Origin of the sequence: Streptomyces sp. NPDC087422 (assembly GCF_044744145.1) — a bacterium.
Classification (GTDB): domain Bacteria; phylum Actinomycetota; class Actinomycetes; order Streptomycetales; family Streptomycetaceae; genus Actinacidiphila.
This window is the reverse complement of sequence record NZ_JBIUXT010000002.1, coordinates 839,967-862,673: the sequence shown is the minus strand read 5'-3', so window position 1 is coordinate 862,673 and position 22,707 is coordinate 839,967. Positions and strand designations below refer to the sequence as shown.

15 protein-coding genes and 2 pseudogenes are annotated in these 22,707 nt (G+C 68.8%); 4 read left to right on the top strand and 13 right to left on the bottom strand.

The genetic code is table 11. From position 1 onward, the window contains the following. Window positions 1-64: 64 nt before the first annotated feature. The 3 genes from ACIO6U_RS09595 to ACIO6U_RS09585 form a co-directional block, all read right to left on the bottom strand. Window positions 65-880, bottom strand: coding sequence for a DUF2637 domain-containing protein (locus ACIO6U_RS09595; protein WP_401717190.1), 816 nt, complete (start codon window positions 878-880; stop codon window positions 65-67). 179 nt (window positions 881-1,059) lie between these two features. Beyond that, window positions 1,060-1,977: a hypothetical protein gene (locus ACIO6U_RS09590; RefSeq protein ID WP_401717025.1), complete on the bottom strand. Its 918-nt coding sequence runs from the start codon at window positions 1,975-1,977 to the stop codon at window positions 1,060-1,062. A gap of 319 nt (window positions 1,978-2,296) precedes the next feature. Then, window positions 2,297-2,770, bottom strand: coding sequence for a hypothetical protein (locus ACIO6U_RS09585; RefSeq protein WP_401717022.1), 474 nt, complete (start codon window positions 2,768-2,770; stop codon window positions 2,297-2,299). A 708-nt stretch (window positions 2,771-3,478) separates the two neighbouring features. Between ACIO6U_RS09585 and ACIO6U_RS09580 the strand changes: the two are divergent. Then, window positions 3,479-5,096 (top strand): annotated as a pseudogene (locus ACIO6U_RS09580) (LacI family DNA-binding transcriptional regulator). 208 nt (window positions 5,097-5,304) lie between these two features. On the opposite strand, the gene ACIO6U_RS09575 reads toward ACIO6U_RS09580, so the two are convergent. Beyond that, on the bottom strand, window positions 5,305-6,873 hold the full coding sequence (locus tag ACIO6U_RS09575) for a restriction endonuclease (protein WP_401717019.1): 1,569 nt from the start codon (window positions 6,871-6,873) through the stop codon (window positions 5,305-5,307). Window positions 6,874-7,234: 361 nt separating this feature from the next. Here ACIO6U_RS09575 and ACIO6U_RS09570 point away from each other — a divergent pair, with 361 nt between their 5' ends. Next, complete coding sequence (locus tag ACIO6U_RS09570) at window positions 7,235-7,864, top strand: hypothetical protein (RefSeq protein ID WP_391042453.1); 630 nt, start codon at window positions 7,235-7,237, stop codon at window positions 7,862-7,864. Beyond that, entirely contained in the window at window positions 7,833-9,008 is a 1,176-nt protein-coding gene (locus ACIO6U_RS09565) for an ImmA/IrrE family metallo-endopeptidase (protein ID WP_391042454.1), read from the top strand. The genes ACIO6U_RS09570 and ACIO6U_RS09565 overlap by 32 nt, the downstream gene beginning before the upstream one ends. 48 nt (window positions 9,009-9,056) lie before the next feature. On the opposite strand, the pseudogene ACIO6U_RS09560 reads toward ACIO6U_RS09565, so the two are convergent. The 8 genes and pseudogenes from ACIO6U_RS09560 to ACIO6U_RS09525 all read right to left on the bottom strand — a co-directional run bounded on the left by ACIO6U_RS09560 (window position 9,057) and on the right by ACIO6U_RS09525 (window position 19,939). After that, window positions 9,057-10,211, bottom strand: a pseudogene (locus tag ACIO6U_RS09560) (hypothetical protein). Between the two features lie 191 nt (window positions 10,212-10,402). After that, the gene (locus ACIO6U_RS09555; protein ID WP_401717015.1) at window positions 10,403-11,485 is read right to left on the bottom strand and encodes a hypothetical protein; all 1,083 of its coding nucleotides are present in this window, start codon (window positions 11,483-11,485) and stop codon (window positions 10,403-10,405) included. A gap of 93 nt (window positions 11,486-11,578) precedes the next feature. Beyond that, the gene (gene fxlM / locus ACIO6U_RS09550; RefSeq protein ID WP_401717012.1) at window positions 11,579-13,657 is read right to left on the bottom strand and encodes a methyltransferase, FxLD system; all 2,079 of its coding nucleotides are present in this window, start codon (window positions 13,655-13,657) and stop codon (window positions 11,579-11,581) included. A gap of 26 nt (window positions 13,658-13,683) precedes the next feature. After that, window positions 13,684-14,949, bottom strand: coding sequence for a lanthionine synthetase C family protein (locus ACIO6U_RS09545; RefSeq protein ID WP_401717010.1), 1,266 nt, complete (start codon window positions 14,947-14,949; stop codon window positions 13,684-13,686). Continuing rightward, complete coding sequence (locus tag ACIO6U_RS09540; RefSeq protein ID WP_401717008.1) at window positions 14,946-18,020, bottom strand: lantibiotic dehydratase; 3,075 nt, start codon at window positions 18,018-18,020, stop codon at window positions 14,946-14,948. Before ACIO6U_RS09540 ends, ACIO6U_RS09545 begins: the two co-directional genes overlap by 4 nt. A gap of 85 nt (window positions 18,021-18,105) precedes the next feature. Further along, window positions 18,106-18,285: an FxLD family lanthipeptide gene (locus tag ACIO6U_RS09535; RefSeq protein ID WP_401717006.1), complete on the bottom strand. Its 180-nt coding sequence runs from the start codon at window positions 18,283-18,285 to the stop codon at window positions 18,106-18,108. After that, on the bottom strand, window positions 18,282-18,893 hold the full coding sequence (locus ACIO6U_RS09530; RefSeq protein WP_401717003.1) for a DUF6907 domain-containing protein: 612 nt from the start codon (window positions 18,891-18,893) through the stop codon (window positions 18,282-18,284). Before ACIO6U_RS09530 ends, ACIO6U_RS09535 begins: the two co-directional genes overlap by 4 nt. 140 nt (window positions 18,894-19,033) lie before the next feature. Continuing rightward, a complete protein-coding gene (locus ACIO6U_RS09525; RefSeq protein ID WP_401717000.1) occupies window positions 19,034-19,939 on the bottom strand; it encodes an ATP-binding protein in 906 nt (301 codons plus the stop codon). 228 nt (window positions 19,940-20,167) lie between these two features. On the opposite strand from ACIO6U_RS09525, the gene ACIO6U_RS09520 reads away from it, so the two are divergent. Beyond that, window positions 20,168-21,541 (top strand): sporulation protein, encoded by a 1,374-nt coding sequence (locus ACIO6U_RS09520; RefSeq protein WP_401716998.1) that lies wholly within the window; start codon window positions 20,168-20,170, stop codon window positions 21,539-21,541. 6 nt (window positions 21,542-21,547) lie between these two features. Here ACIO6U_RS09520 and ACIO6U_RS09515 read toward each other — a convergent pair whose 3' ends face one another. Further along, entirely contained in the window at window positions 21,548-22,471 is a 924-nt protein-coding gene (locus ACIO6U_RS09515; RefSeq protein ID WP_401716995.1) for a phosphotransferase enzyme family protein, read from the bottom strand. Window positions 22,472-22,707 lie beyond the last annotated feature (236 nt).

The window sequence follows — 22,707 nt, the reverse complement described above, 5'->3', positions numbered from 1 at the left end:
GCGGCGGGGGTTCTCAGCGGGCTGGTTGCGCCGGGCCTACGCGCACCCCCGCCGCCTCGTCGGCTCAGCCCTCGGCGGACGGGGGTTGGTCCTGGGCGAGCTGGGCGAGGGCTTGGGCGATGCGGTCGTTGCCGGCGGACAGCCCGGCTGCCTGGATCGCCTCGCGGGCGGCGCCCGGGTTATCTGGCCGGATTGGCCGTGTGCGCTGGCGATGACCGCGGCCAGCTCGTCGATGGAGGCGTCGGCTCGACGGCCGGGGCGGCCGGTGCTGGTCCGCGGACCTGAACGGCTCGGGCCGGTACGGCTCGTGGACGCTTTCCGTCCGGAGGCTTCGGCGACCGGGGCCGTCGGAGATACGGCTGGGCGAGAAGTTGTCCGTTCGACGGCCGGAATGCCGCCCGGAACGGGCGGTGCCACGCTCGGCGTTCCGGCCGTCGCCGATTCCGGCCGCTGCGTGCGGCCGTGGCGGGTGACCAGGATGTGGAGGTGGGGGGTGCCGCCGAGGGCCATCGGGGTGATCGTCGAGAGGACGGCGACGGTGTGGTTGCCGAGGACCAGGACGTGGGTGCCCGGGGAGTTGAACCCGCAGCGAGTGCAGGGAGTTGGCCCACAGGCTGGCGGCGGTGGCGGCGCCGAAGAGGGTCCAGGCGTAGAGGCGGGCGCTTCGGGGAGCGTCGCGGAGCAGCAGGATCGCGCGGACGCCGTATGCGATGAAGCCGTCGATCACGACGGGGAAGAGGTAGCTCAGGTCGGCACGGACGTGGGTGGCCAGGGCGACCTGGCGCAGCGAGTCGAAGGACAGCACGCATCCGCAGGCGCCGAGCAGCAGGAGCACGAGGCGGTCGAAGGGGAGCGACCGGTGGCGTGGCCGGTCCGGCATCGGAGCGCGGTGCTCGGGCTGGGGCGGAATGGACGTGGGCATGCGGAGCTCCAGGCATGGCGGTGGGCGGCGCGGCGCGCGGGTCAGCGCGGGCAGGCGGCATCACCCGGTGGGTCGGGGGAGGGGCGCGCGTCAGGACTGGGACGGGCGCGGAGCGGCGTCAGCCGCGAAAGACGAGGTCAGGCTCTCGCGCCTGCCAACGGGCGCGGGTGACGGTCGCTGAGGGCGGCGCGGACCAAGGCGCGGCCTCGGACGGCGGTACGGGCACGCTCGTCGACGGCGTCGGGCGGTGCGGCGTCCGCGCCTGCGCAGGTGCGGCAGATGCCCTCGTACGGCGTCGGGCGCGCACATGACGAGCACTCGGATCGGCGGGGCCGCGACGATACGGCCGCCGGTTCGACGGCCGGAGGCAGCTTGCGGGTCAGACGGTCGCGCAGGAGGGCAGACGCGCTGTGGACGCGTTCGGGCAGGCCGCCCAGCAGGGCGAAGCCGAGATCACGCGGACCCAGGCCACGCTCCAGCCAGGGCTCCACCAGCGGCGCGAGCGTCATCGCCTCTGCCGCGCCGAGGCGTAGGCGGGGCTCAGCCGAGGTCACCTTGTGGAGTACTGCTGCCGCCTCGGCGAGTGCCGGACTTGAGGGTGCGGGCGGGGTCTCCCGCCGCCCGCCCAGGGCCATCCGCCGGGCGGGGAGGGTGGGTTCTTTCCCACGGTCCTTTACGGGGTGGGCGTCACGCGTGCCGTCGGCCGGTCGACCGGAGCCCGGGAGTACGGCACCCGGCACCACCTGGGCGGTCGCGTACGCGGTGTGCGGGGTGTCGTACACGTGACTTTCGCTGACGAAAGTGCCGTCCGGGCGGCGCACCCGCTCGACGCGGTAATACCCGGCGGCGGTCAGCTCGCGCAGGGCCTTGGCGACGGTGAGGCGGCCCTGGGGGCTGGTGTCGGCCATGTGGCGGCCGTCCTCGCGCCAGCCGTCGGGGCGGGAGAGGAGGTCGGCCAGCAGGCCGCGGGCGGTGTAGGACAGCCGCCGGTCCTGCAACAACGCGTTGGGCAGGACCGTGAAGCCGCGCGTATGGCGGCTACGATGAATCTGCATGGGGAGCTTGGACTCCTTGTGCCGGACCCCGGAGCGTTGGCGCGCTGCCGGGGTCACCCTATTAAGTTCGTCGGTGACAGAACGTACCACGCGGTTCGCCCAAGATCGACTGCTCTTGGGCGACTTGCGATCAGACGGAACGTTCCTCCGGAGGGCGGGGACGCCGACGCCGGCGTGAAGCGAGTGCACGGCGCCTCCCTCTGTCAGTCCGAGCTGAGCCCGATGGTGGGAGCGGCACGGTACACCCTTTTCCCGGATGGTCCTCCGACGCCGATTCCCGTATGGCCCTGGCGCCCGCGGGGGTTCACGGTCCGGCGGGTCACTCCGTGGTGAAGGGCGCGTAACCCACCGGCAGCTCGCTGACCTGCAGATCTGAGAAGACCAGGGTGAGACGGTGGGCGTTGGTCTCGATGCGGACCTCATGGAAGTCGATCCCGATGCTCTGCTTCCAACGACGTGCGGTCTCGGACTCGGAGAGGACGGTGGCGCCCGGGTAGAGGGCGTGCCACTTCACGCCCCAGACGTATCCATCGAGGTCGACGCCTTTCTCGTGGTCGATGAGGCGCTCGTCGAGCGAGATCCGCCAGATGTCGGGCCGCACCGTGGTCTCACACCGGGCCTCGACGCAGTACCTGAAGAGGTATCGGAGATGGGTCGGCTCGATGCCGCTGCTGGGAGCCGCTGTCGCGTAAACGATCACCTCGTAGTCGCGCATGTAGCTGGTGTAGCCGTGGTGCACGACGGCTGTGTCGAAGGCGTCGTCCAGTAACTGTTCGAGGAGCACGGGATCCATGTCGCTGTTCTACTGCACACGATCCCGTCCTCCCGGGGCGCGTCCAGGATTCCGTGCTACCGTCCCGCCACGACCGCCCGACCAGGGCGAAGTCGTACACGAATACGCTTCCGCAGGGCCGCGACGACGAGGTACAACAGCACCTCCGCCTCCTGACCGCCGCGACCGACCAACCGAAAGAGGAGGGCTCATGCATTCGCCAGTCACGCGCCGCTGGGCCCTCAACCAGTCTCGTAGAGCGATGCACTGACGCTTCGTCAGTCTGAGTGAGCACCCGGTCCGACCGCGCCGCGCCGCCGCGCCCGGTCGCCGGGGCCCAGGCACGCATCCGCACGCCCTCACGAGGACCCGCCATGTCTCCTCCCGATCCCGTCAACCTGCCCGTCCTCTACCAGCCCGCCCAGATCGCCGACGTCCTCGGCTGCTCGGAGTGGTGGGTCAAGGAGCAGGCCCGGCGCCGCCGGATTCCGTTCACCCGGCTCGGTGGCAGCTACCGCTTCACCGCTGGCCACCTCGCGGAGATCATCCGGATCTTCGAGGAACGGCCGCTCGCCCCTCCTGACGCCGGCACCCTGCCGTCCGCCAGGTCGGCGTACCGACCGGCCCGCGCCGCGCCCGTCGTGGCCGAGCCTCGGCTCAACGCCCGGCCGGCGCGACGGCGGAGGTCACCCGCAGGACCCCAGACCACCACTCCGGAAGGAGCCAGACGTGGGATACGGCGAAAAGCGCGGCGACTACTGGCGCGCCCGCTACAAGATCGCGCCCGGCAAGTACCGCACCCTTGCCGACGGCAACGGCGAGCTGCTGCGCTTCCGGACGAAGCGGGCCGCCGAACAGGCCGCCAACGAGGAGGAGGCGAAGGTACGTGGCGGGCGGTGGCACGATCCGGCGGCGGCGCGGATCACCTTCGGGGAGTACGCCAACCGCTGGTTCACCCTGCAGGACCTGGCCCTCTCCACCATGCAGAACTACCGGCGGCACATCGAGGAGCACCTGCTGCCGTACTTCAACGACCTGGAGGTCGGCGAGATCAACCGGCACCACGTCGAGCAGTGGGAGCGGCAGGAGCGGGGGCGAGGCTACGCGCCTGCCACCTTGAAGACCTGGCGCAGCACCCTGCACCTGATCCTCGGAGACGCCGTGGACGACGGGCTGCGGGAGACCAATCCCGCCGCCCGGCGAAGGGGGCGCGGCAAGCGGGCCGGGCGTTCGCGCAGTCGCGGCCCGGAGAAGGTGATCACCGACGCGCTCGGCATCCTGCTCATCGCCGAGCGCGCCGCGCTGCTGACCGGGCGGGACGACGAGTTCGTCGCCGTCGTCACCAAGGGCTACACCGGTGTCCGGTGGGGCGAACTCATGGGCCCGGAGACGCAGTTCATACGGACCGGCTCCCTCCGCGTCGAGTGGCAGCTCTACGAGTGGACGGAGGCGAATTCCACCGCTGCCCGCCCAAGGACGACTCCTACCGGACCATCGACACCCCGGACTTCCTGACGAGGCTGCTCACGCGGCACATCGCCGCCAAGCGGCCGGAGCCCTGCCGCTGCAACGGACTGCGCTATGCCTTCAACGGCTACAGCGCGGCCAACGGCGCCGCCCGCCGGCCGGGGGCGAAGCTCGTCGACGTCGCCCGCAAGGCCGGAGTCTCCGCCGGGACCGTCTTCAACGTGCTCAACTGGCCGGGCCTCGTATCGGAGACAGGCGGCTCCGGGTAGAGGCTGCCATCGCCGAGTTGGGGTACGTCCGAAACGCCGCCTCAGGCGAACTCGCACCCCACTGGCGGCGCAGCGGCTTCGCCTCGTGGCTCTTCTATCCGGCCACCACCGGCTCGTACCCGACCCGGGCTCCTCGCGACGCCCACCCCGTGCCGCTGCTCGCCGAGCCCTGGCCCGGCATCCCCGCCCGGGGGAGGGGCGCTGCCCGGCGTGCCCAGGCCTGCTGGGTGCCGATCGCGCCCGGGCTGACGCCCCACGGGCTCCGGCACACCCACCGGACGATCATGGAGGAGGCCGGCACCCCGCCCAAGCTCATGGACGAGCGGCTCGGACACGAGGACGGCTCCGTCCAGGCCCGCTACTCCCACGTCACCCCGCGCATGCGCGCCCGCCTCATGGACGTGCTCACCGAGCAGTGGGAGGAGGCACTCGACATACGCCGCGCAATGAGTCCCGGCTCCCCGGTCGGGGCGCTCGACGGGCTCCTCAGATCGGGAGAAAGACCAGGCCAGAAGGCGGAAGAAGAGAGCCCCCGACCAAGATCTTCTCCCAATATTCTCCCAAGACCGCCCCTCACGTGCAGTGTCACCAGTCGGGGTGGCGGGATTTGAACCCACGGCCTCTTCGTCCCGAATTCTCGGCAGGGCGGTTGCTGAGGTCATCTACGCAGGTCGGACGCGGCCGCAGGTGCAGCGAGGGCCACTTTGGGTCGGACTGGTTGCTGTACTTCGCTGCTGTACTTTCGGCCCAGAGTTCGGTGGCCATCGGGGCCAGACGCTCAGCGATGGACCTACTCTCTTTGGGCTCAGCATGTAGCGCCTACCTCGGGCGCCGTTTCGGTGGTATCGGCCCGGGAATGACGTCCAGGTTCATGTGCTCCTTGAACAGGTGCACCAAGTTCGCTCCGTCGAGGAGTTCGAGCCGTCCATGCTCGTTGGCGAACGCCTCGCTGGCCCGGCCGAACCAAGAGGTGGTCACCAGGATGCCCTTGGCCGCTCGCTTGTGTTCCACGACGCCGGCGAGTGCGGAGACGGTCTCGAAGGGGACCACGTTCTTCGTGCGCTTTGCCTGGATGATGCACAGGCCCTTCATGACCGGGTCGGTGTTCATCGCGACTGCGTCGACGCCCTCGTCTTTCGAGGGCTGGGTGTTCACGCTGTCGAGCCCGATGGCTTCGAACAGTTGCCGGATGAGGTGTTCGAACTCCGTGGGCTTCAGGTCCATCAGTACGGGGCGGCTGTCGAGGCCGGCCACGACATCCAAGCTGTCCATGAGCCGGTACTTGGAGAGGTCGAAGGTGACGAGCGGGCGTACCGGTTCGAGCTCGTACGGGTTCGGTGAGATGAGCGAGCGCAACCGCTTCAAGCAGGCCCGCGGGTCGACCTGGGTCAGCACCAGTTGGTTGAACTCGGTGCGTTCTGCCTGAAGTGTGATCAAGCACGGATGTACTTTTCGTCCTGTGGCCCGGTCGATGGTGGCTACGTGTCCGTTCAGTGCGATCGATTGGATCACGCTGTCGGTGTCGGCCACGAAGAGTTCATGCACCGTGCGCAGGGCCGTCTGCGCCAGGACCGATGCGTACAGCTCCTTCCGCTCTTTCTCGGGGCGTGAGACAGGCACCATCTCGTCGCGCGCCTTTACGTAGCGGTAGGCGCGAGCGGCCGGGACCACATCTTCCAACGGGAGGTCGATCTCAACGAGGAGGTCGCCCGTATCGGCCTGAAATGAGACCTGATGAGCCTTCGGGAAACCGTGGGGGTACGTGGAAGCGGCGAGGACTTGGTCGATGAACCACTCGACCGCTTCGACATCCCGGTCACGATAGGCGCTGCGACGCTGCTCAAGCGCGTCGTTCCACGCCTTGATCCGAGCGGCCTCGTCCTGGTTCTGCTCCGCGTGCTGAGCGCGGGCCCTCTGTAGCTTCTCACCGCGCTTCTTCTCATCGCGCGCGTGATCCCGCAGCGCCCTGTCGAAGCGCTCGTGTGCCGCTTCGACCTCCGCCTCATACCCACGCCGCCCGAAGCCGAGTGCCCCACGCAGACCGCGTGGCGGCTCCGGTTCGTATTCTTCCCAACGAGGCGTTGCTGCGGCTTTGGTACGTCCGACGGGCGGGATGAACGGGGCGGGGACGAACTCCTGCCGCAATCCGTCGAAGGTCAGCGGACGTCCATCTATCACCGCCGTACGCAACAGCGTCGACAACTGTTCGATGTCGTGCTCGGTCACGCTGGTACGGTCGACCGCTTCCTGCGCGCGGGCTGTCTCGTACGCGAGCTTCTCCTCGCGTGCCTTCCGTTTGGCCTCGGCCTCGGCCGCCTTCCGGGCCTTCTCCTGCTCCCTGGCCTGCCGTGCGAGTTCCCGTGCGTATGGGTCGTTCGCCCCCGCCACCGTGTCCCCCCAGCTCTGTGCTCGATCCTCAAATCGGAGCCATTCCGTAGTATCCCGCAGCAAGTGGATCGCGTCAGTAGGCCCTCGTCGAGGAGCTCGCTAGTCACAAACAGCCCTGATGGAGAGGCAACTGGACGCCGTGCTGTCTTCCTCGGGGGCGGGTCGGCGGCCTGCTTGACCAGTGGTGGGGCAGTCGTTCGACTGCCCCTTCAGCGTCCACCGTGGTAGCTCCTGACTGCCTGAGAGGCTGGCTTCTGCGGTCTCGACAGCGTCGGAAGCCGGACAGCGACTGCACTGGCCTCGCTGCGTGACTTCGAGATATCCCTCCACCCTTAATTTTTCCTGTGATATTTTTACGCCTGTGATTAAGCCCGAAGTCGCGCTCATCCGCGACGCCACAGCAGAGCTCTGTGAGCCGTTTCACGACGCCTTCGCTTGGGCGCACCAGCGCCAGCGCAAGCAACTGCCGGAACTTCTCAGCCCGCAGTACGGCTGGTTGAGGACCCACCTGATCCGAGGACTTGCCCACAGTCGACTGTGCAAACTCGGTCTCGGAGCGTGGACGCTGAGCGGGAACCACGCTCGTAACGGTGAGCTATGGCTGACTGGCGGAGACTACCGAGTGCGCCTACTTCACGGCTTCCGGGACGATCACGTCCCCGCCCCGGGCCTGAACCACGAGCGAAGGGCCTACTACTACAACCCGCGGCTGCCTGCGGTGCAGCAGGAACCCCTGTCGGGGCCGACGCACGACAAGCTGCTCATCCTCTGGCGCATTGATCACAAGGGCGCTCCACTCTTCCGGGTCGTTCGAACGACAAGGCCGTGGGCCTTCGGGAAGATGGCGGAAGTCGATCTAGACTTCCCCCTGCTTGCCACTGCTGAGGACCTCCGTGGGCTGCGGTTCGAGCCGCAGGACGAAGGTCTGGAACTCCAACTTCCCAACGAGGAGACACTCGATGCCGACCGCGCTGGAGGCTTCCCCCGGTGAGCGGCTCCGTACTCTTCGAGACCTCCTCGGACTGACAGGCGCCAGCCTGACTGCGATGTCCGGAGTTAGCCAGAGCTGGATCTCCCAAGTAGAGACGGGGGCACGAGAGCCTTCTGAGGATCGTCTGCGCTTGATCGCTGAAGCCACGGACACCCCGATGTCGTTTTTCCTCGCTCAGCCCTCTTCGGTCCCGCTGGACTCCCTCCGGTTCCGGAAGATGGCGTCAGCGAGCCGCACACTCACCCGGCGCATCAGTGCGTTTTACGGTGAAAGTTTTCGTGTCACGGAAGAGGTCACGACCCGATCAGGCTATCCAGCTCCGCCACTGCCTTTCGCCACCAATGCGGAAGTGAGCCGTAGCGACATCGAAGAGCTGGCCGCCCAGACGCGGGTCGCCCTACGTTTGGCGCCGGACAAGCCGATTCCCCACCTGACACGTGCTCTGGAGCGGGCTGGTGTAGCTGTCGCACCCATCGTCCTCCCAGACCCCAACGGGGAGACATCAAGCACGACGAACAAGCACTTTGGGGTGTCCTATTGGGCAGGTATCGGCGAAACTGCCCTCATCGCCTACTTCCCAGGTCAGCAGGGTGATCGTGATCGCTTCACTCTGGCCCACGAACTTGGGCACATGGTCCTGCACTCATTCCGGCCCAAGGCAGCTGACCCTGAGACCGAGGCCAACTGGTTCGCTGGCAGTCTCTTGGTCCCGGAGGGCCGTGCTGAGCAAGAGATCACCGACCGACTGACGCTTGAAGGCTACGCCCGGTTGAAGGCTACTTGGGGAGTCTCGATCCAGGCTCTGATCATGCGAGGGGCTGCCGTAGGCACCATCGACGAGAGTCGCAAGCGGTCTCTCTACGTGCAGGTAACCCAGCGAGGATGGCGCAAGAACGAGCCCGTGACAGTGGGCCACGAGTCACCTCTGCTGCTCTGGAAGCTGCTGTCCAAGCAGTTCGGCGACAAGCCGTATCTTCCAGCAGCGGAAGCGCTGGCAATCCAGCCAGCGGTGCTTCGCTCGATCGCACCCCAACCAGATTCGCGACCCTCGTCCGCCGACCAACCCCCGGCGGGACGGGTTGTCGCATTCCGCCCTCGCCCAGCTCCCTCCTTCGATGACGGCTCCGACGCTCAGGCGCGTTGAAGCTCACCACAAACTCGGGCCACCCGAAGAGGCAGGGGCTTACGATTTTCAGAAGGGCGGCTCTGCTCCATTAGTCGTTTCTTTGCGCTGACTGAGAGCCGTTGTTAGTTCGACCGTAGCCAGATACCACCAGAAGATCCAGTCGAGGAAGGCGGGATCGTAATCATCCTGCTGTGATGCGTCTCGATGGCGGATCTCGAACTTGTTGGCGATCATGAAGAGCGCGCCGTCATCAGGTTTTCCAAGCTCTGTCCGGATCAGTTCGCGTCGCTCCTCAAGAATTCCTGCCAGGACGATGATCGCAGATCGCTTTTCTTCGGTAGCGGCCCTGCGACTGCGGTAGAGGGCAATGGCGTGCTCCGTCCGCTGTTTGATGTCGGGATCGGTAACTGCCAAAGTGCGATGTACGAGGACCGTCCGTGCCTCATCCGTGATCGCCACCAGCCGTCCCTGGTCCTCGCCCTCATCGGCCAACCGATAGCGGACGCCGGCACCCGTGAGCAGCCGGTTCACCCTCCATCGATACAGGACTCGTGCGGGGCCGGAGTGGAACTCACGGTGATGCCAACCACATTGGTCCCATGAGTGAAAGGTTCGGTTTCGCGGGCGTGATACCAAGTCGTGAAAGACCTCTATCAGACCGAAAAAGGTGTCCTCGTCCCATCGTTGCGGTTTGAGGGGCCAGAGGTTCTCAGAGCCTAGTCACAGCTCCAGGATCTCGGCGGCGTCCGGCAGCTCCTCATCGACATCGACGCATTCCTCGCCGAAGTGTTCAGCAAGATAGCCGCAACTCTGCATTTCCCGGATGAGCCGTGCGAAGCCGAGCCGCAATGACTCAGGGTCCGTCGGCCCTTTGATGCCGGCATTCCCTTTGCGGTGCGGCCAGTAGGGACGGGGCTCCGTGAACTGCCGTAGCTCCTGGGCACGCTTTATCAACTCCTGGAACCAGATCCGCTGTGTGAGAACGGGGGGTAGGTCCCAGGAGGCTACGACTTCCGCACTCCAGGGATCGTCGGCCTTCGGGGCTGAGGCTGGCATACTCTCGAAATCTGAGCAGGCGCTGCCTCCATGAAATGCCTCGGTGAGCAGCCACTCGGCCCTTGATGCCCAGTCACGCTTGCCGGACATAGATATGTGGCTGGCTTCGGCAACGAACAGCGTTACGGGCCAGGTCAGTTCGTAGTTGCTGAGATCGATCACCAGGGACCTCCCACGGCTGCTGGTGACAGAGTTGCCAGGGGCAGGCCGACCAAGCGTCACGCCAGTCACCACTGTCGTGACGATACCTCTGAGGCTGAACACGCACAGCGAGTTGCCACCGCCGCTTCGTAACGTCCCTCTTGTCTCGGACTGGCAGGGTCTTTCTACGTGCTGCCCCTGGCAGCGCTGACTGTTCACATAAGCGCCGCTTCGGCGGTATCCAGCGTGGCTGCAAGGTCGGCGTAGAGGCCATCCGGGAGAGAGCCCGTTCCGAGGGCACAGGAGCGGGCCAGATTTCGGCAGCCCTGGACTTGGCTGTCCCTGGTGAGCCTGGCTGTACAGGGGTGCGCCAGGAGTTCGCGGGCGGCGTAGCCGTCACGCGCGTCCGTGGTACGGCGGGCCATGCTCTCGGTGAGACGGCGCGCTTCGGGATGATCTACGCCGCCCATCGTGTCGAGGACTGTTAGGCCGAGGCGGATGTCGAAGACGGTCAAGCCGGGCTTTGCCTCGTGGACCAGGTAGGCGTTGACCAGGTCTGCGACGTGGTTGTCCATTGGCTGGCCAGCGTCACGACGGCAGAACACCGTCAGGCACGCGGTGACGATCTGTTCCCATGACTCGCCAAGCGTTGTGTTCGTAAGCAGTTTGTTGGCGCGGTCGGGGTTGTCTTCGACCAGGGCAGCGATCACGGCGACTTGGCGGCCGTCGAGCATGCGGGTGCCGATGCCGTGGTGGCGCTCGATGTGGGCGAGGGCTTTGGGCCAGCGGCCTGTGGTGGTCAGGGTGCGGGTGCCGTCGGCCAGGAGGACGCGCCAGAGCCAGGCGTGGACTTCGCGGCGGCCTTCGTCGGTGCGGGTGAGGTCGGCCGGGACGGTGATGCCCTCGAACGTGGCCGGGGTGCCGGTGCCGACAGCTTCGTACAAGTCCAGGAGGCGTTGGCGGGCGTCGTCGGGGTGGCCGGCGCGGATCTGTAGGCGGGCGAGGTTGATCAGGGGTTCGAGGCCGCGGATGGCGCTCATGGCGGGCAGCGGGCCTGCGGTCAGGTACGCCTGGGCGTGGCGGTGGCACATCGACCGGGCGAGGTCGGGGAGGCCGACGTCGGAGGCGAGGAGGGCGGCCTGGTTGAAGACGGTGGAAGCCAGGCCTGGGTCGTTGTGCTGGGCTGCCCGAGAGGCCAGTTCGGTCAGGGCTTGCACCCGCTCGGGCAGGGGCAGACACGCGGGGCGGAAGCGGGCCACAAGCGGGAAACGTTTGGCTATCGGGCCGTGCGGGTCCATGAGATCTCCCCGAGCAACGAAGGCGCAGGTAAGCGTCGGCGGTGCCCGTCGGTGGGATCGACGGGCACCATCTGCCTCGTAACCGGCCGGGTGTTACTGCCAGTTGGCGACGATGCGGTTCAGCGGGGTGTCGATGGCGAACAGGCCCGGCTGCTGCTCGATCGGCGGGGCGTCGAGGCGCTGGATCTCGAAGGACGCCTCGCGGTTCCGGTAGTCGCGGTCCCAGGTTCGGATCGCGTCGGCGACCCGGGCGGCCAGTTCGTCGCTGCCGGGGCCGTGGCCGATGACGCCGAATTCCCAGAGTTTGCCGCCCTCGGGGGTCTTCTGTTCTGACAGGCGCCGGGCGAGGTAGGTGACGGCGCCCTTGTCGACGGCTGCTGTGGACGACGGGTAGGGGTCCTCGGTGAGCAGCGTGCCCTTGGCGTCGGCCGGGAACAGCATCCGGATCAGGCCGGAGGGCAGGGAGCAGGAGACGAACAGCTCCATCCATTCCGGGGACTCCATGGCGCGGACCGTCATGCCGGTCCACTCCTCGGTGCGAGGCTGGTCCAGTACGCCGGCCAGGGCGTCGGCGTCGATGGGCTGGCCGGCGGGAGCTTGGAGCCGCACCGTGCTGTCCGCGCTGAGGGGGATGACGCGACGGTCATCGTCGGCGATGCCGCGCCGCAGCGGCATGAAGGTGTTCATCTTGCTGCTGACGCTGGTCCAGCGGCCGTCGCACTGTTCGTAGGCGATGGAGCGGGACACGCTGCCCTTGAGCCGTTGGGGGACGACGAGCCGTCCGCCCGGGGCGAGTTGGTCGAGCCAGGCGTGCGGGACGCCGTGCGCGCCGACGGTGGCGATGATCCGGTCGTACGGGGCTCCCGCGGCATTGCCGACCGCCCCGTCACGGGCCAGCGCCTCAACGTTGCTGAACCCGGCGGTGGCCAGGTGGGCACGGGCTCCCTCCACGAGGTCGTCGTCGACGTCGATCGTGGTGACATTCCCGTCCTCGCCGACGAGGTGGGCGAGGAGGGCGGCGTTGTAGCCGGTGCCGGCGCCGAGTTCGAGGATGCGCTGGCCGGGCTGGACGTCGAGTTGGTCCAGCATGAGGGCGACGACTCCGGGTTGGGAGGCGCAGGAGATCGACGTGCCGTCGGTGTCGTACTTGATGTTGACCGGGCTGTTGGCGTAGGCGTCTTCGAGGGTCGCGTCGGGCACGAACAGGTGGCGGGGGACGGTGCGCAGCGCGGTTTCGACGGCGGGTGTGTGGGCGTATCCGGATGCGCGGATCTGGTCGACCAGGGCGTTGCGGAGCCGTACGGACTCGTCGCTCGGCGTGGCGATGGTGTGGGAGGTCACTGCCCCGACGCTAGTGGCCCCGGGCGTCCCTTCAGCGGACGACGCGGTGTTGTCATTCGATCCCATGACTGCCTCTCGTGCGGTGGTGAACAGCGCGTTCTGGTCCCCAGGGAGGAGACCGGCGCGGTTGGCGTGGAAGATCACGTGGTGGGCGATGACGGCGCGCAGACCGCGCGACAGCCCCCCGTCGGACGCGAGGTGGGCCAGGGTCGTGCCGGCCCTCTCGAAGGCGGCCACCCACTCGCCGTGCCTGTGGAGGGGACGGCCCGCGCGGCACAGGGTGAAGGCGTCGACGGTCATCAGCGTGTGCATCGCCGACATGAGGGCGGTGACCCGGTGCGGGGCGACGTCGGTGGCCGGTCGCAGTGCGGCGGCCTTGGCCCATACGTCGCCCTGCTCGAACCAGTCCAGGTCGGCGGCGCGCATCATCGCGCTGATCAGGAGGACGGCGGTCTCGCGGCGGCCGAGGTGTCCGGGGCCCGGCTGGTAGCTGAGCAGGTGGCGGCTGTCCTCGTGGAAGAGGTCGTGGGCGGCGTCCACGGCGAGGGCTCCGCCGAAGGCGGTGGCCTCCGGCTCGTAGATGCCGTGCAGCCAGTAGTCCACCGTGCCGTCGTCGACGAGCTCGCTCAGGACCGACTCGACCAGCGGTGACGGCTGCGCGGCCCGGTAGCGCAGTGGCCAGGGCTGCTTGTTCATGAACCACCAGCCGTCGAGCTGCTTCGCTTCCTCGGCCGCGAGCAGGGCGGGGCCGAGGCGTTCGGTGATGGCGCGCTTGCCGCTTTCGCGGTCGGTGAACACGACGTTGTGCTGGTGCCAGTGGTCCGGGTCCATGGGCGGGCGTCCTTCGATCGGGGAGGTCAGGCGAGGAGCAGGCAGGAGTCCCACGAGGTGGTGGGCGGGGCGCCGGATGCGGGCGCTTGGAGCGCGAGGGCAACACCTGCGGCGCCGTCGAGGAATCCCGGTCCTGCCTTCTCGTCCTGCACCAGCGCGGTGGCCGTGGTGGCTGGGTCGATGTCCGGCGGACACACCGAGGCCAGCAGCGACGGAATGGATGCGCGGAGCTGGGCGGCAGTCGAGTGGTGGGCGTCGTCGGCGGCTCGGGCCGCGATGTGGGCGAGGCCCGCGAAGCCGTGGCACAGGCCGTTGTCGGTAGTCGCCTTGAGCTGTGCGGGATCGGTGAGGGCGGACGCGAGCGCGTTCTCCGCTTCGATCTGTCGGCGTGTGTCGCCGAGCGCGAGGGCGGCGAGTTGCTGGGCGCGGGCGAGGCCGGCGGTGCCGTAGCACCACGACGGACGGCGTGGCGCGGACGGGGCGAGACGCTCTTCGCGCAGCTCGGCACGGGTGACCCAGTACGGCCAGGCGGTGCCGGAGTTCTCCTGCCGACGGTCCAGCCAGGCCAGGATTGTGCGGATGGCGTCGTGGTGTCCGCCGACCGTATTGCCGTGCCTGGCGGCGAGGGCCAGCAGCGCGAGTACGCCGCCGATGCCGTGTGCCATGCCGTTGTTGGCGTGCCCGCCGGGGAACCGTTGGTCCGGGCGACCGGAGGGTCCGGTGGCGGTCCACCAGCCGGGTACCGTCTCGCCGTCGTCGCTGACCGGTTCGGTGAGGCGGACGCAGTAGTGAAGGACCCTGTTCAGGGTTGGGCCGAGCCGGTCGCGCTGAAGCAGATAGGCGCCGTAGCCGGTGAGCCCGCGGATCACGTCGAACTCGGCCAGTTGGGGCAGGTGGCCTGCGTCGATGCGGCGGTGCGCGATGTCGAGGCGCCGGCGGACGTCACGGTCGATCTGCGCGTCGAGGTCGGCGAGGGCGCGCTGGTACGGCCTGGGTTGATGCTCGGCGACGCAGACCACGGCGTGGGCCACGGCCGGGGCCCCGTAGAAGGGGTGGCTGTCGGGTCCGCTGGTGAACGGTTCCCGAGTGGCGGCGGTTAGCCAGTCGTGGGCGCGCTGCCACGGTCCCAAGCCGACCGCGGCGCGTTCGATGTGCAGCAGCGCGACGCCGGTCGGCCCATAGGCGAGGTGCTGGCGGTACGAGACGGCAGCCGGTCCTCTCAGTGCGGTGGCCGGATCGGCCAGGAGGTCGGCGACGGCGTCCGACACCTTCAGCGCGAGGGGATCGGTCACCGCTTCCTCCGGGACAGCCACGCCAGGGCGGCGGCGCGGGTGAGGTAGAGGCAGATTTCTTCCTCGGGGAAGTCCACGGCGATGTGCCGGACGAAGTGGACGTGCAGCAGCGAGGACAGGACGTCGTCCAGGCGGATGCCTTGGGCGTCCGGGCCGGGGAGGTGGCGCCGGTAGGCGGTGAGCGCCGCGTTCCGGTCGGCCCACGTCTCCACCACGGTCTGACCGCCGGGTACGTTGCGCAGCGCCGCCCAGTCGTTGGAGGGGTCGGCCAGCCGTACAGCCTCGGTGAACTGCGGGCGCGGCGCCGGAGCGGGCGCGGTGGCGGGAATATGCGCGATCAGCCAACGCATCGCTGCCTCGGTGCTGCCCAGGAACGCGGTGACGATGGCGACGGTATGCGCGGCCACCAGCGCGCGCTGGGGCGGGCGTTGGGGCTGGGAGAGTTGGGCGACGACGGCCCGCGAGTCGGCGCGGAACACCTCTTCGGCGGCGTCCCAGGCCGGGCCGGAGCCCCAACGTCCCATCTCGCGGAAGGAGGTGGGGAAGCGCAGGTCCGACACCATTCCGGCGGCACGCAGTTCGTCGGCCCAGGCGCCGACGGTTCGGGCGGTTGCCGCGAAGGCTTCGGGATCGGGCAGGGCGATGCGCAGCCGCAGGTGGTGCTCGGGGTCGCGGAAGCGGATGAACCACCATGGCGGGCCGCCGAGTCGGTGCAGCAGGTCCGGGATGTGCTGGGCGAGGAGGGTGTCCTGCCTGCGCAGGTCGCCGTACAGGGTGGTCAGCAGCAGTGTGGAAGTGCCGGGCGTCTGGATCTGCGCCGGGGAGAAGAGGCGGGCCGGGGTGGGAGTCGGCAGCGCGGGCCAGGCCAGGAGTCGGGTTGCCTTGATCGGCACGACGATCTCGTGCGCGCGGCCGTCGCACCAGCCGTAGGCGTCGGCGTCCGGAGCTTCCACGAGGACCGCCACGGGAGCGCGGTGCAGGTGCTGGCGCAGCAGGGTTCGGTGTGCGGCTTGGTCGAGGTCGAGGAGCAGGCGTTGGTCGCCTTCGGTCAGGTGGATCCGCTGTGGCATTCGCCGGCGGGTCCTCCAGTCCTCAAGGGCGGTGTCCCATTGGGCTTGCGGCTGGTCGCGGCCGGGCAGCTCGGCGGCTTCCAGCCGCCACCGGGCCGGGGCGAGCACCGTACGGCCGTAGCGCAGCCGGGGCAGGAACGGCATCGCGTTGGCCGCGCCCCAGTCGAACATGGTGACCTGTGCACACTGGGCGCGGGACAGCTCCGTGAGGAACCGCACCAGCGGCGGCGTGTGTTCTTTCAAGTTCAGCGCGTGCATGCCCGCGGCCTCGATTCGTTGCCCGCGTGCGGGCGCGGCCAGGTACATGCGGCGTCCGTCGCAGGCCACCGCCAGGTCGGCCGGGGTGAGCACGTCGCCGGTCGGGTCACGGTGCTCCTGGACGCTGATCACGGTGGGCAGGACCTGCGGGGCGCGGGTGACGTGGGCGCTGGCGGGGTGCAGCGGCGGGAAGGACAGCTGGGCCGCGACGGTGCCGGCGTCGGCGGCCGGGAGGTCGGCCAGCTCCGCTGTCAGCCGCGCGCGGTTCTCGGGGGCCAGCACGCTGAGGAACCGGCCGGTGGTGACGCCGACGCCCCGGGACACGCTCGCGACTTCCAGCCGGAACCGACCGCGCTGCAACTCCTCCGCGCTGGCAGCTTGCACTCGGACGCCGACTTCCAAGTGCGGCGGCACCCTGGGACGTTCGGGCCCCAGGTCCATCGCGGCGATCAGTTCGTCGGTGAGGACGACCTCGTCGCAGCCGTCGAGGGCGGCGGCCTGCGCCAGTCGCACCAGGACGTCTTCCCGCGCCGAGGGGCGGGAGTGCTGCTCGGCGGCCTGGGTGCCCGGATATCCGTCGGGGTAGCCGCTGCCGCTGTCGGCGACGACCTCGGCGAGCGGCACCATCGTGCCGATGCCGTACCGCTCGTAGAACCGCCGCTGGTACGCCTTCCACGCCGCCGTCCCGTAAGGGTGGGCGCTGACCCGGGTCAGGACGTCGGCGGCGCCCTCAACCTCGCGGGCCACCTCTTCGGGAAGCTCGACCTTGGCGTCCAGGCGCAGGTCGAGGGCAAGGGGGTGGCGGCGCAGGTGCGGGACCAGGGCTCGCATCCGTGCGGCGGCTCCGGCCCGGCCGGCCCGAGAGCCACAGCCGCGTACGTCAGCTTGTGCGGAACGCAGTTCGCGAACCAGAGCGGCGACCGATGCCACGGCGTCGGCGTTCACAGCGTCGAGCTGGCCCAGCAGGTAGTCCAAGGCGTCGGTCTCGGTACTCGGCGCGTGCAGGCTGGTGATCAACACGTGGTTGTGGATCAGCCCTTGTACGAGCTGCCGGGCCCGTTCCGGACCTGCCGTGAAGAAGTCCGCGCCCAGCTTGTCCGCGAGAACGTCTACGCCGATGGGCTTGCGGGCCGCGTCCAGAACCATGCGGACCGGTTCGGTCAGGGTGATGGATGCCTCAACGGCCCGCCGCCGGCCAATGCCGGCAACGGACGTGTACGGCACGACGAGCCGATCGCCGCGCTGTGCAGCGGTGTTGTTAACGATCACCGGCACGCGCACCAGCAATTCGGTGCACGACTCCAGACGTTCGACGACAGCCGTCATCCACTCGGCGCTCGGCCGCCCCACGACCCCGTGGTCGGAGCCCCACGTCGCGTAGGCCCGCGGCCCGAAGCCGGCAGCGGCCACACCGGCGAACAGGCCGAACGGGGTCGCCCGGTGCTCGGCACGCAGCACGTAACGGACGACGGAGATGACAGCCCGGCGCACGTCACGGGCAGACGGTGCGGTGGCGGAGCACAGGGCCTGTACCTGGGAGGCGAGCGCGGGGCTGGCGTGCCCCAGCGCCTCCGCGAGGTCCTCCTCGGACCACACCTCCTGCAACCACGCCAACCGGGCAGCCGCCCCGCGCGGGGAAGGGTCGTCGAGATCAGGGACCGAGGAGACGGGCAGTTCCGGCCGGGCGACCGCACGGAGGAGCGCGGTCCTGCCGGCGCGGAACGCGGTGGTGCTCGAAGCCATCACAACCTCCTGGTCCAGATGGGCGGCCGGTGCCCTCGCACCACGGATCACGAAGACACCGGCCGGGGTTTGCGCGCGCTTGCGGTCAGGCCACGTTGGTGGTGCAGGCGCCGCAGGTCTCGCCGCAGCCGTCGTCGGTCAGGCTGATCAGGCCGGCGACGTCGCCGACCTCGACCAGAGTGACGTCGAGGTCGAAGCCGTCCGACGCGGTCGTGCCGGTGGCCGCCGGCTGCGTCTTGGTGGTGTGCGTGATGGTGGGGCTCATGCCGATTTCCTTTCTTCGGTGGGGTCGTTCTGCTGCGGGGCGGGTGCCGTCGCGGCGGTGTGGTGCGTTGCCCACTCGGCGCGGGCTGCGACGAGTTGGGGTCGGAGGACGTTCTCGAAGCGGTCGGCCAGGGTGTGCAGGGTGGCGGCGACGGCCGTGAGAGCGTCGGGGTCGAGTCCCGTCATCCAGTAGTCCGGCGTGATCTGGACCTCCGCGAAGGGGATACGGGGTTCGCCGGGCTGGTGCGGGTCGGGGTAGGGGTGGCAGACGATGCTGCTGCCGAAGACCTGGACCGCGGCGGCGGGTCCGTCGGCGCCGCCGGTCTCGGCGCTGAACGTCGTCAGCGCGGCACCCTCGAAGTCTGCCCAGTGGGTGACCCCGACGAGCACCGCCGGGAGTTCGTCTGCGCGGACGCCCTTGGCGCTGGGGTCGTCCTGGGCCCACTCGGGCAGGTAGCCGGTGACGACGGAGCCGTCGTTCGCAGTGATCGTCCACTGACGAGCCTCCGTCCTCCCCTTTCCCGTCCCGTCGAGTGTCTGGGCAGCGGAGGGCGGGAGGTGCGCGGAGATGGAACGTCGGTCGAGGAGGGCGGTGGCGGGAGGGGGCATGGAACTCGGTCCTTCTTCTTTCGTGGTTGCGTTACGTGCCGGGGTACTTGTGGTTCGCGTCGCGGGCCGTGTCCAGGTGGGGTCCTCCCGGTCCGCGTTCTGGGGGGTGCCGACGTAGCGGGATCCCGCCGAAGGCCGGCTCACGGCGACCGGGAAGCCTCGTTGAAGCACGCGGCGGCCTGTTCCAGCAGGTCCTGTACCGCAAGTGCCAGCCGTGTCAGCTCAGTTGTGCCAGGTGCTGCGATGGCGTCGTCGCCCGGATCGTCCAGCAGCGTCCGAACGACATCGGTGAAGCCGGCGCTCGGGGCCACTCGTGACGACAGGCGGCGCAACGTGCCGTACAGGCGTGGTGCCAACTCCGTTGCCCCTGGGCCGCTAACGGGCTCGCAGTCCGTTCCTTCGAGGACCGCTGCGAGAGCGTCGAGGTCGGCGTCCTCCACGGGGAGGTCAGCCAGATAGCGGTCGGCCTGCGACAGCGCCAGCAAGGTGTGCGTCCTGGTGAGCGTGGCCAGGTCGTCGCGGTACACGCCACCCAGCGGCGCGGCAGCTTCAGCTCCGCAAGCACCCGGCCAGGAGTTCGCTCGCGCTGCCGGCTCCGTGCCCGACGCGGAAAGCGTCAGGCACGCCCAGACCACCTTCCCGGAAAAGCCCTCACAGGAGGCGAAACCCCATGCGCCGTGGCTCAGGTCAGCCACGAGTTGCAGCCCCCGACCGCTTTCCGCCTTGTCGGACGGCCCCCGTGGCACGGGGATTTGCCTGCTCCCGTCCTGTACGGCGACATAGAGGCGGTCGTCGCACAACCGCAGGTCCAGGGTGAACGCGGTCGACCCCGAGGGCCCCTGTCCCATCGAGGGTTCTTCCAACCCGGTGCCCGCGTGCTGGACGGCGTTGGTCGTCAACTCGCCCAAGACGACGAGCGCGTCGTACAGCACGTCATCGGGCACGCCCCAGGAGCGGAGAATCCCGCGGGCATGACCGCGAGCGCGCGGCACGGCACCGGCCTCGCAGGCCAGTTCAAGTCGGTCGTGGAAACTCGCGGAAGCCATCGCTTCACCTCCTCATCCATCGGGGCTACCGCCCGGAGGCGTGTGATCCGCTCCGGCGTTCCGCAAGTCAACGGCGGTCCGAGGCCAAGCGGGAGTGTCCGCCGAGGGGTTCGCGCGCACAGGGAGGTTCACCGTTCACCGAGGGGGTTCGTCCGTGAACCCCTGCCGCGGGCCGCCACAGCGTGACAGCATTGCCACATGCCGTCACCGTCCGATGGCAGGGGGACCATGGACAGAGAGCCCAACCAACGGCTGGCCGCGCTGATGGCCGAGGCCCGCGCGACCAACAAGGGCCTGGCCCGCCGGGTGCGAGACGCCGCCCAACGCCACGGCGTACGCCTAGGCACCACGCACGTGTCGGTGCAGCGCTGGCTCGACGGCGCGGGCATCCAAGCGGAGACCGCGTCCTACGTCGCCGAAGCGCTCGGCGCCAAGTTAGGCCGCCGGATCACCACGTCCGACCTCGGCTTCGCCGGACTGACGATGAGGCCGGCACCTCTCGGCGCCAGCTATGCGACATCTCTGGCGGACGCCCTCGGAGTCCTGGACGGCCTGACACAGCTACGCCCGGAAGAGAAGGTGTCCGCCAGCGACTTGCTGCACGACAACGAGGTGGACTCCGCCGTCCTGTCGTGGCTCGTCTCCCGCCCGGATGGCCTGCCGACCAGCGGGGCCGGGGCACCGCGCCGCGTCGGGATGCGCGACGTGGCGGCAGTTCGGACCGCGAACGCGATGTTCATGCGGCTGGACTTCCTCTTCGGTGGAGGCCACGGCCACGCCGCGCTTCGGCACTACTTCCGCCAGGAGGTTCTGCCGTTGCTGAACGCCGGTTATTCCGAGAAGGTCGGCCAAGCCCTGTTCACGGCAGCGTCCGAGATGGGCGAAGTCCTGGCGTGGACGGCCTACGACGTCGGCAACCACCACCTGGCCAACCGCTACCTGCTGGCTTCGCTCCGCCTTACCCAGGCAACCGACGACCGCATGATGGGCGCCACCATCCTCGCCAACATGAGCCACCAGGCCAACTACCTCGGAGAGGTCCCGCGAGCCGCCCGGCTTGCGCGCGCCGCCGTCGAAGGCGGCCGAGGCCGGGCGACACCCCGAGCCCAGGCCATGTTCGCCGCCCACGAGGCGCGTGCGCTGGCCAGCGCTCACGACCTTGTCGGCGCCTCGCGTGCCATGAACGAGGCCGAACGCCACTTCGAACGGGCGGATTCCGCCACCGACCCGGACTGGCTCGCCTACTTCGACGAGGCAGAGCTGATCGGTGAGTTCTCGCACTGCTTCCGCGACCTCGAACGCCCAGCAGACGCCCTCCGGTTCGCGGAACTCGCCGTCGAGAAGACGGAGCCCCAGTACGCGCGAACACTGGCGTTCTGCCGAATGGTGCTCGCCCAGAGCCAGTACCTGCACGGCGAGGTGGAAGCGGCGATCACCACGGCGACAACAGCCGTCCGTGAGGGCGAATCCGTACAGTCGGCCCGGTTCCGCCACTACGTCTCAGAGTTCCAGCGGAAGATCTCACCGCATGCGGCAAACGCCGCTGTACGGGACTTCAATGATCATGTGCGGCTCGCATTCGCCGATCCTGCGGACGAGTAGCGGGCGTCACCCTGGATGCCAGTTGCGGGGTGCGCGGTCATCCCGAAGTGAGGCTATGCGCCGCGCGTACTCGGCGGCGGTCTCACTGCTCTCGCCGACGTTCTGCATGAGCCAGGTCGTCATCTTGAACTCCTGTACCGCGCACAGCGTTTCGAAGCCCGGCCACTCCCTCAGGTCCCTTCCGTATGCGCTGGTGAACGCCGCGTACTGCTCGTCGGTCACCCACCCCAAGCGGTCGTACTCGTGAGCGGCCACCATGAGGTCCCATTCGCTGTGGTCGCAGCAGAAGGTCTCGAAGTCGATCAGGCGGATATGACCCTGATCGTCGACCATCAGGTTGCTCGTGTGCGCGTCGCCATGAACCGGCCCGCGAGGCGACGCGCACTCCAACTCCGACATGCGGCTGCTGAGTTCGGCGTGGTGCTCTCGCAGGAAATCCCGGTCCTCCTCCGGGATGCCGGCCGCCTTCTCGATCCTCAGCGCCGACCGGCCAAGTGCGTCGAACCGCGGCAGATCCAGACTGTCCGGCACTCGCAGCGCGTGCAAGTCGCGAAGCACAGAGCCGAGTTCACCGTATGTCGCCTTCCTGTCACTCTCCTCGATCAGGTGCCAGAACGTCACTGGATGCCCGGACACCACGACGGCCTGCTCGATGTCTTCCACGACGCATGCAGCGGGGAACCCCTCTGCCGCGAGCCACTGCGAGACGCGCACCTCGACGCGCGCGGTGCCCAGATACTCCGCAGACCGAGCGATCCGTACGATCACCGGCCGACGCACCAGCCGGAACAGCGCGTTCTCGCCGAGCCGGATGAGCCGCGCACCTTCGGCGTCCAGACCCGCTCTGGCGCACGCCTCCGCCATCACTTGATAGGCGCGAGCCGAGGTGAACCCCCCGTGCCCGAGCGCAGCACCTGACGACGACGGCATTCCGCCACCACTCCAAAGACTCGTTCCATGACGTACTGCTGGAGGCCGTTCGCCGCGGAGACCTCCGCGACGTGCTGTGCCCGCGACTCCGACGGTACAGAAGAACCAGAAGCCGACTCGCACGCCGAGTGCGGCGCATCGAACGGCAGCGCTGGTACCGACCGGGACTGTCTGGGACGAGCCTTCGGCGATTGCCGTTGGAGCCACGGCTATGCCGACTGTCAGCCGGGAACATC

What these genes read in the sequence shown, in the direction of transcription:
- ACIO6U_RS09595 (WP_401717190.1), bottom strand. Translation starts at nt 880, where the DNA reads ATGCCGGACCGGCCACGCCACCGGTCGCTCCCCTTCGACCGCCTCGTG.
- ACIO6U_RS09590 (WP_401717025.1), bottom strand. Translation starts at nt 1,977, where the DNA reads ATGCAGATTCATCGTAGCCGCCATACGCGCGGCTTCACGGTCCTGCCC.
- ACIO6U_RS09585 (WP_401717022.1), bottom strand. Translation starts at nt 2,770, where the DNA reads ATGGATCCCGTGCTCCTCGAACAGTTACTGGACGACGCCTTCGACACA.
- ACIO6U_RS09565 (WP_391042454.1), top strand. Translation starts at nt 7,833, where the DNA reads ATGCCGACCGCGCTGGAGGCTTCCCCCGGTGAGCGGCTCCGTACTCTT.
- ACIO6U_RS09555 (WP_401717015.1), bottom strand. Translation starts at nt 11,485, where the DNA reads ATGGACCCGCACGGCCCGATAGCCAAACGTTTCCCGCTTGTGGCCCGC.
- fxlM (WP_401717012.1), bottom strand. Translation starts at nt 13,657, where the DNA reads ATGGACCCGGACCACTGGCACCAGCACAACGTCGTGTTCACCGACCGC.
- ACIO6U_RS09540 (WP_401717008.1), bottom strand. Translation starts at nt 18,020, where the DNA reads ATGGCTTCGAGCACCACCGCGTTCCGCGCCGGCAGGACCGCGCTCCTC.
- ACIO6U_RS09535 (WP_401717006.1), bottom strand. Translation starts at nt 18,285, where the DNA reads ATGAGCCCCACCATCACGCACACCACCAAGACGCAGCCGGCGGCCACC.
- ACIO6U_RS09530 (WP_401717003.1), bottom strand. Translation starts at nt 18,893, where the DNA reads ATGCCCCCTCCCGCCACCGCCCTCCTCGACCGACGTTCCATCTCCGCG.
- ACIO6U_RS09525 (WP_401717000.1), bottom strand. Translation starts at nt 19,939, where the DNA reads ATGGCTTCCGCGAGTTTCCACGACCGACTTGAACTGGCCTGCGAGGCC.
- ACIO6U_RS09520 (WP_401716998.1), top strand. Translation starts at nt 20,168, where the DNA reads ATGGACAGAGAGCCCAACCAACGGCTGGCCGCGCTGATGGCCGAGGCC.
- ACIO6U_RS09515 (WP_401716995.1), bottom strand. Translation starts at nt 22,471, where the DNA reads ATGCCGTCGTCGTCAGGTGCTGCGCTCGGGCACGGGGGGTTCACCTCG.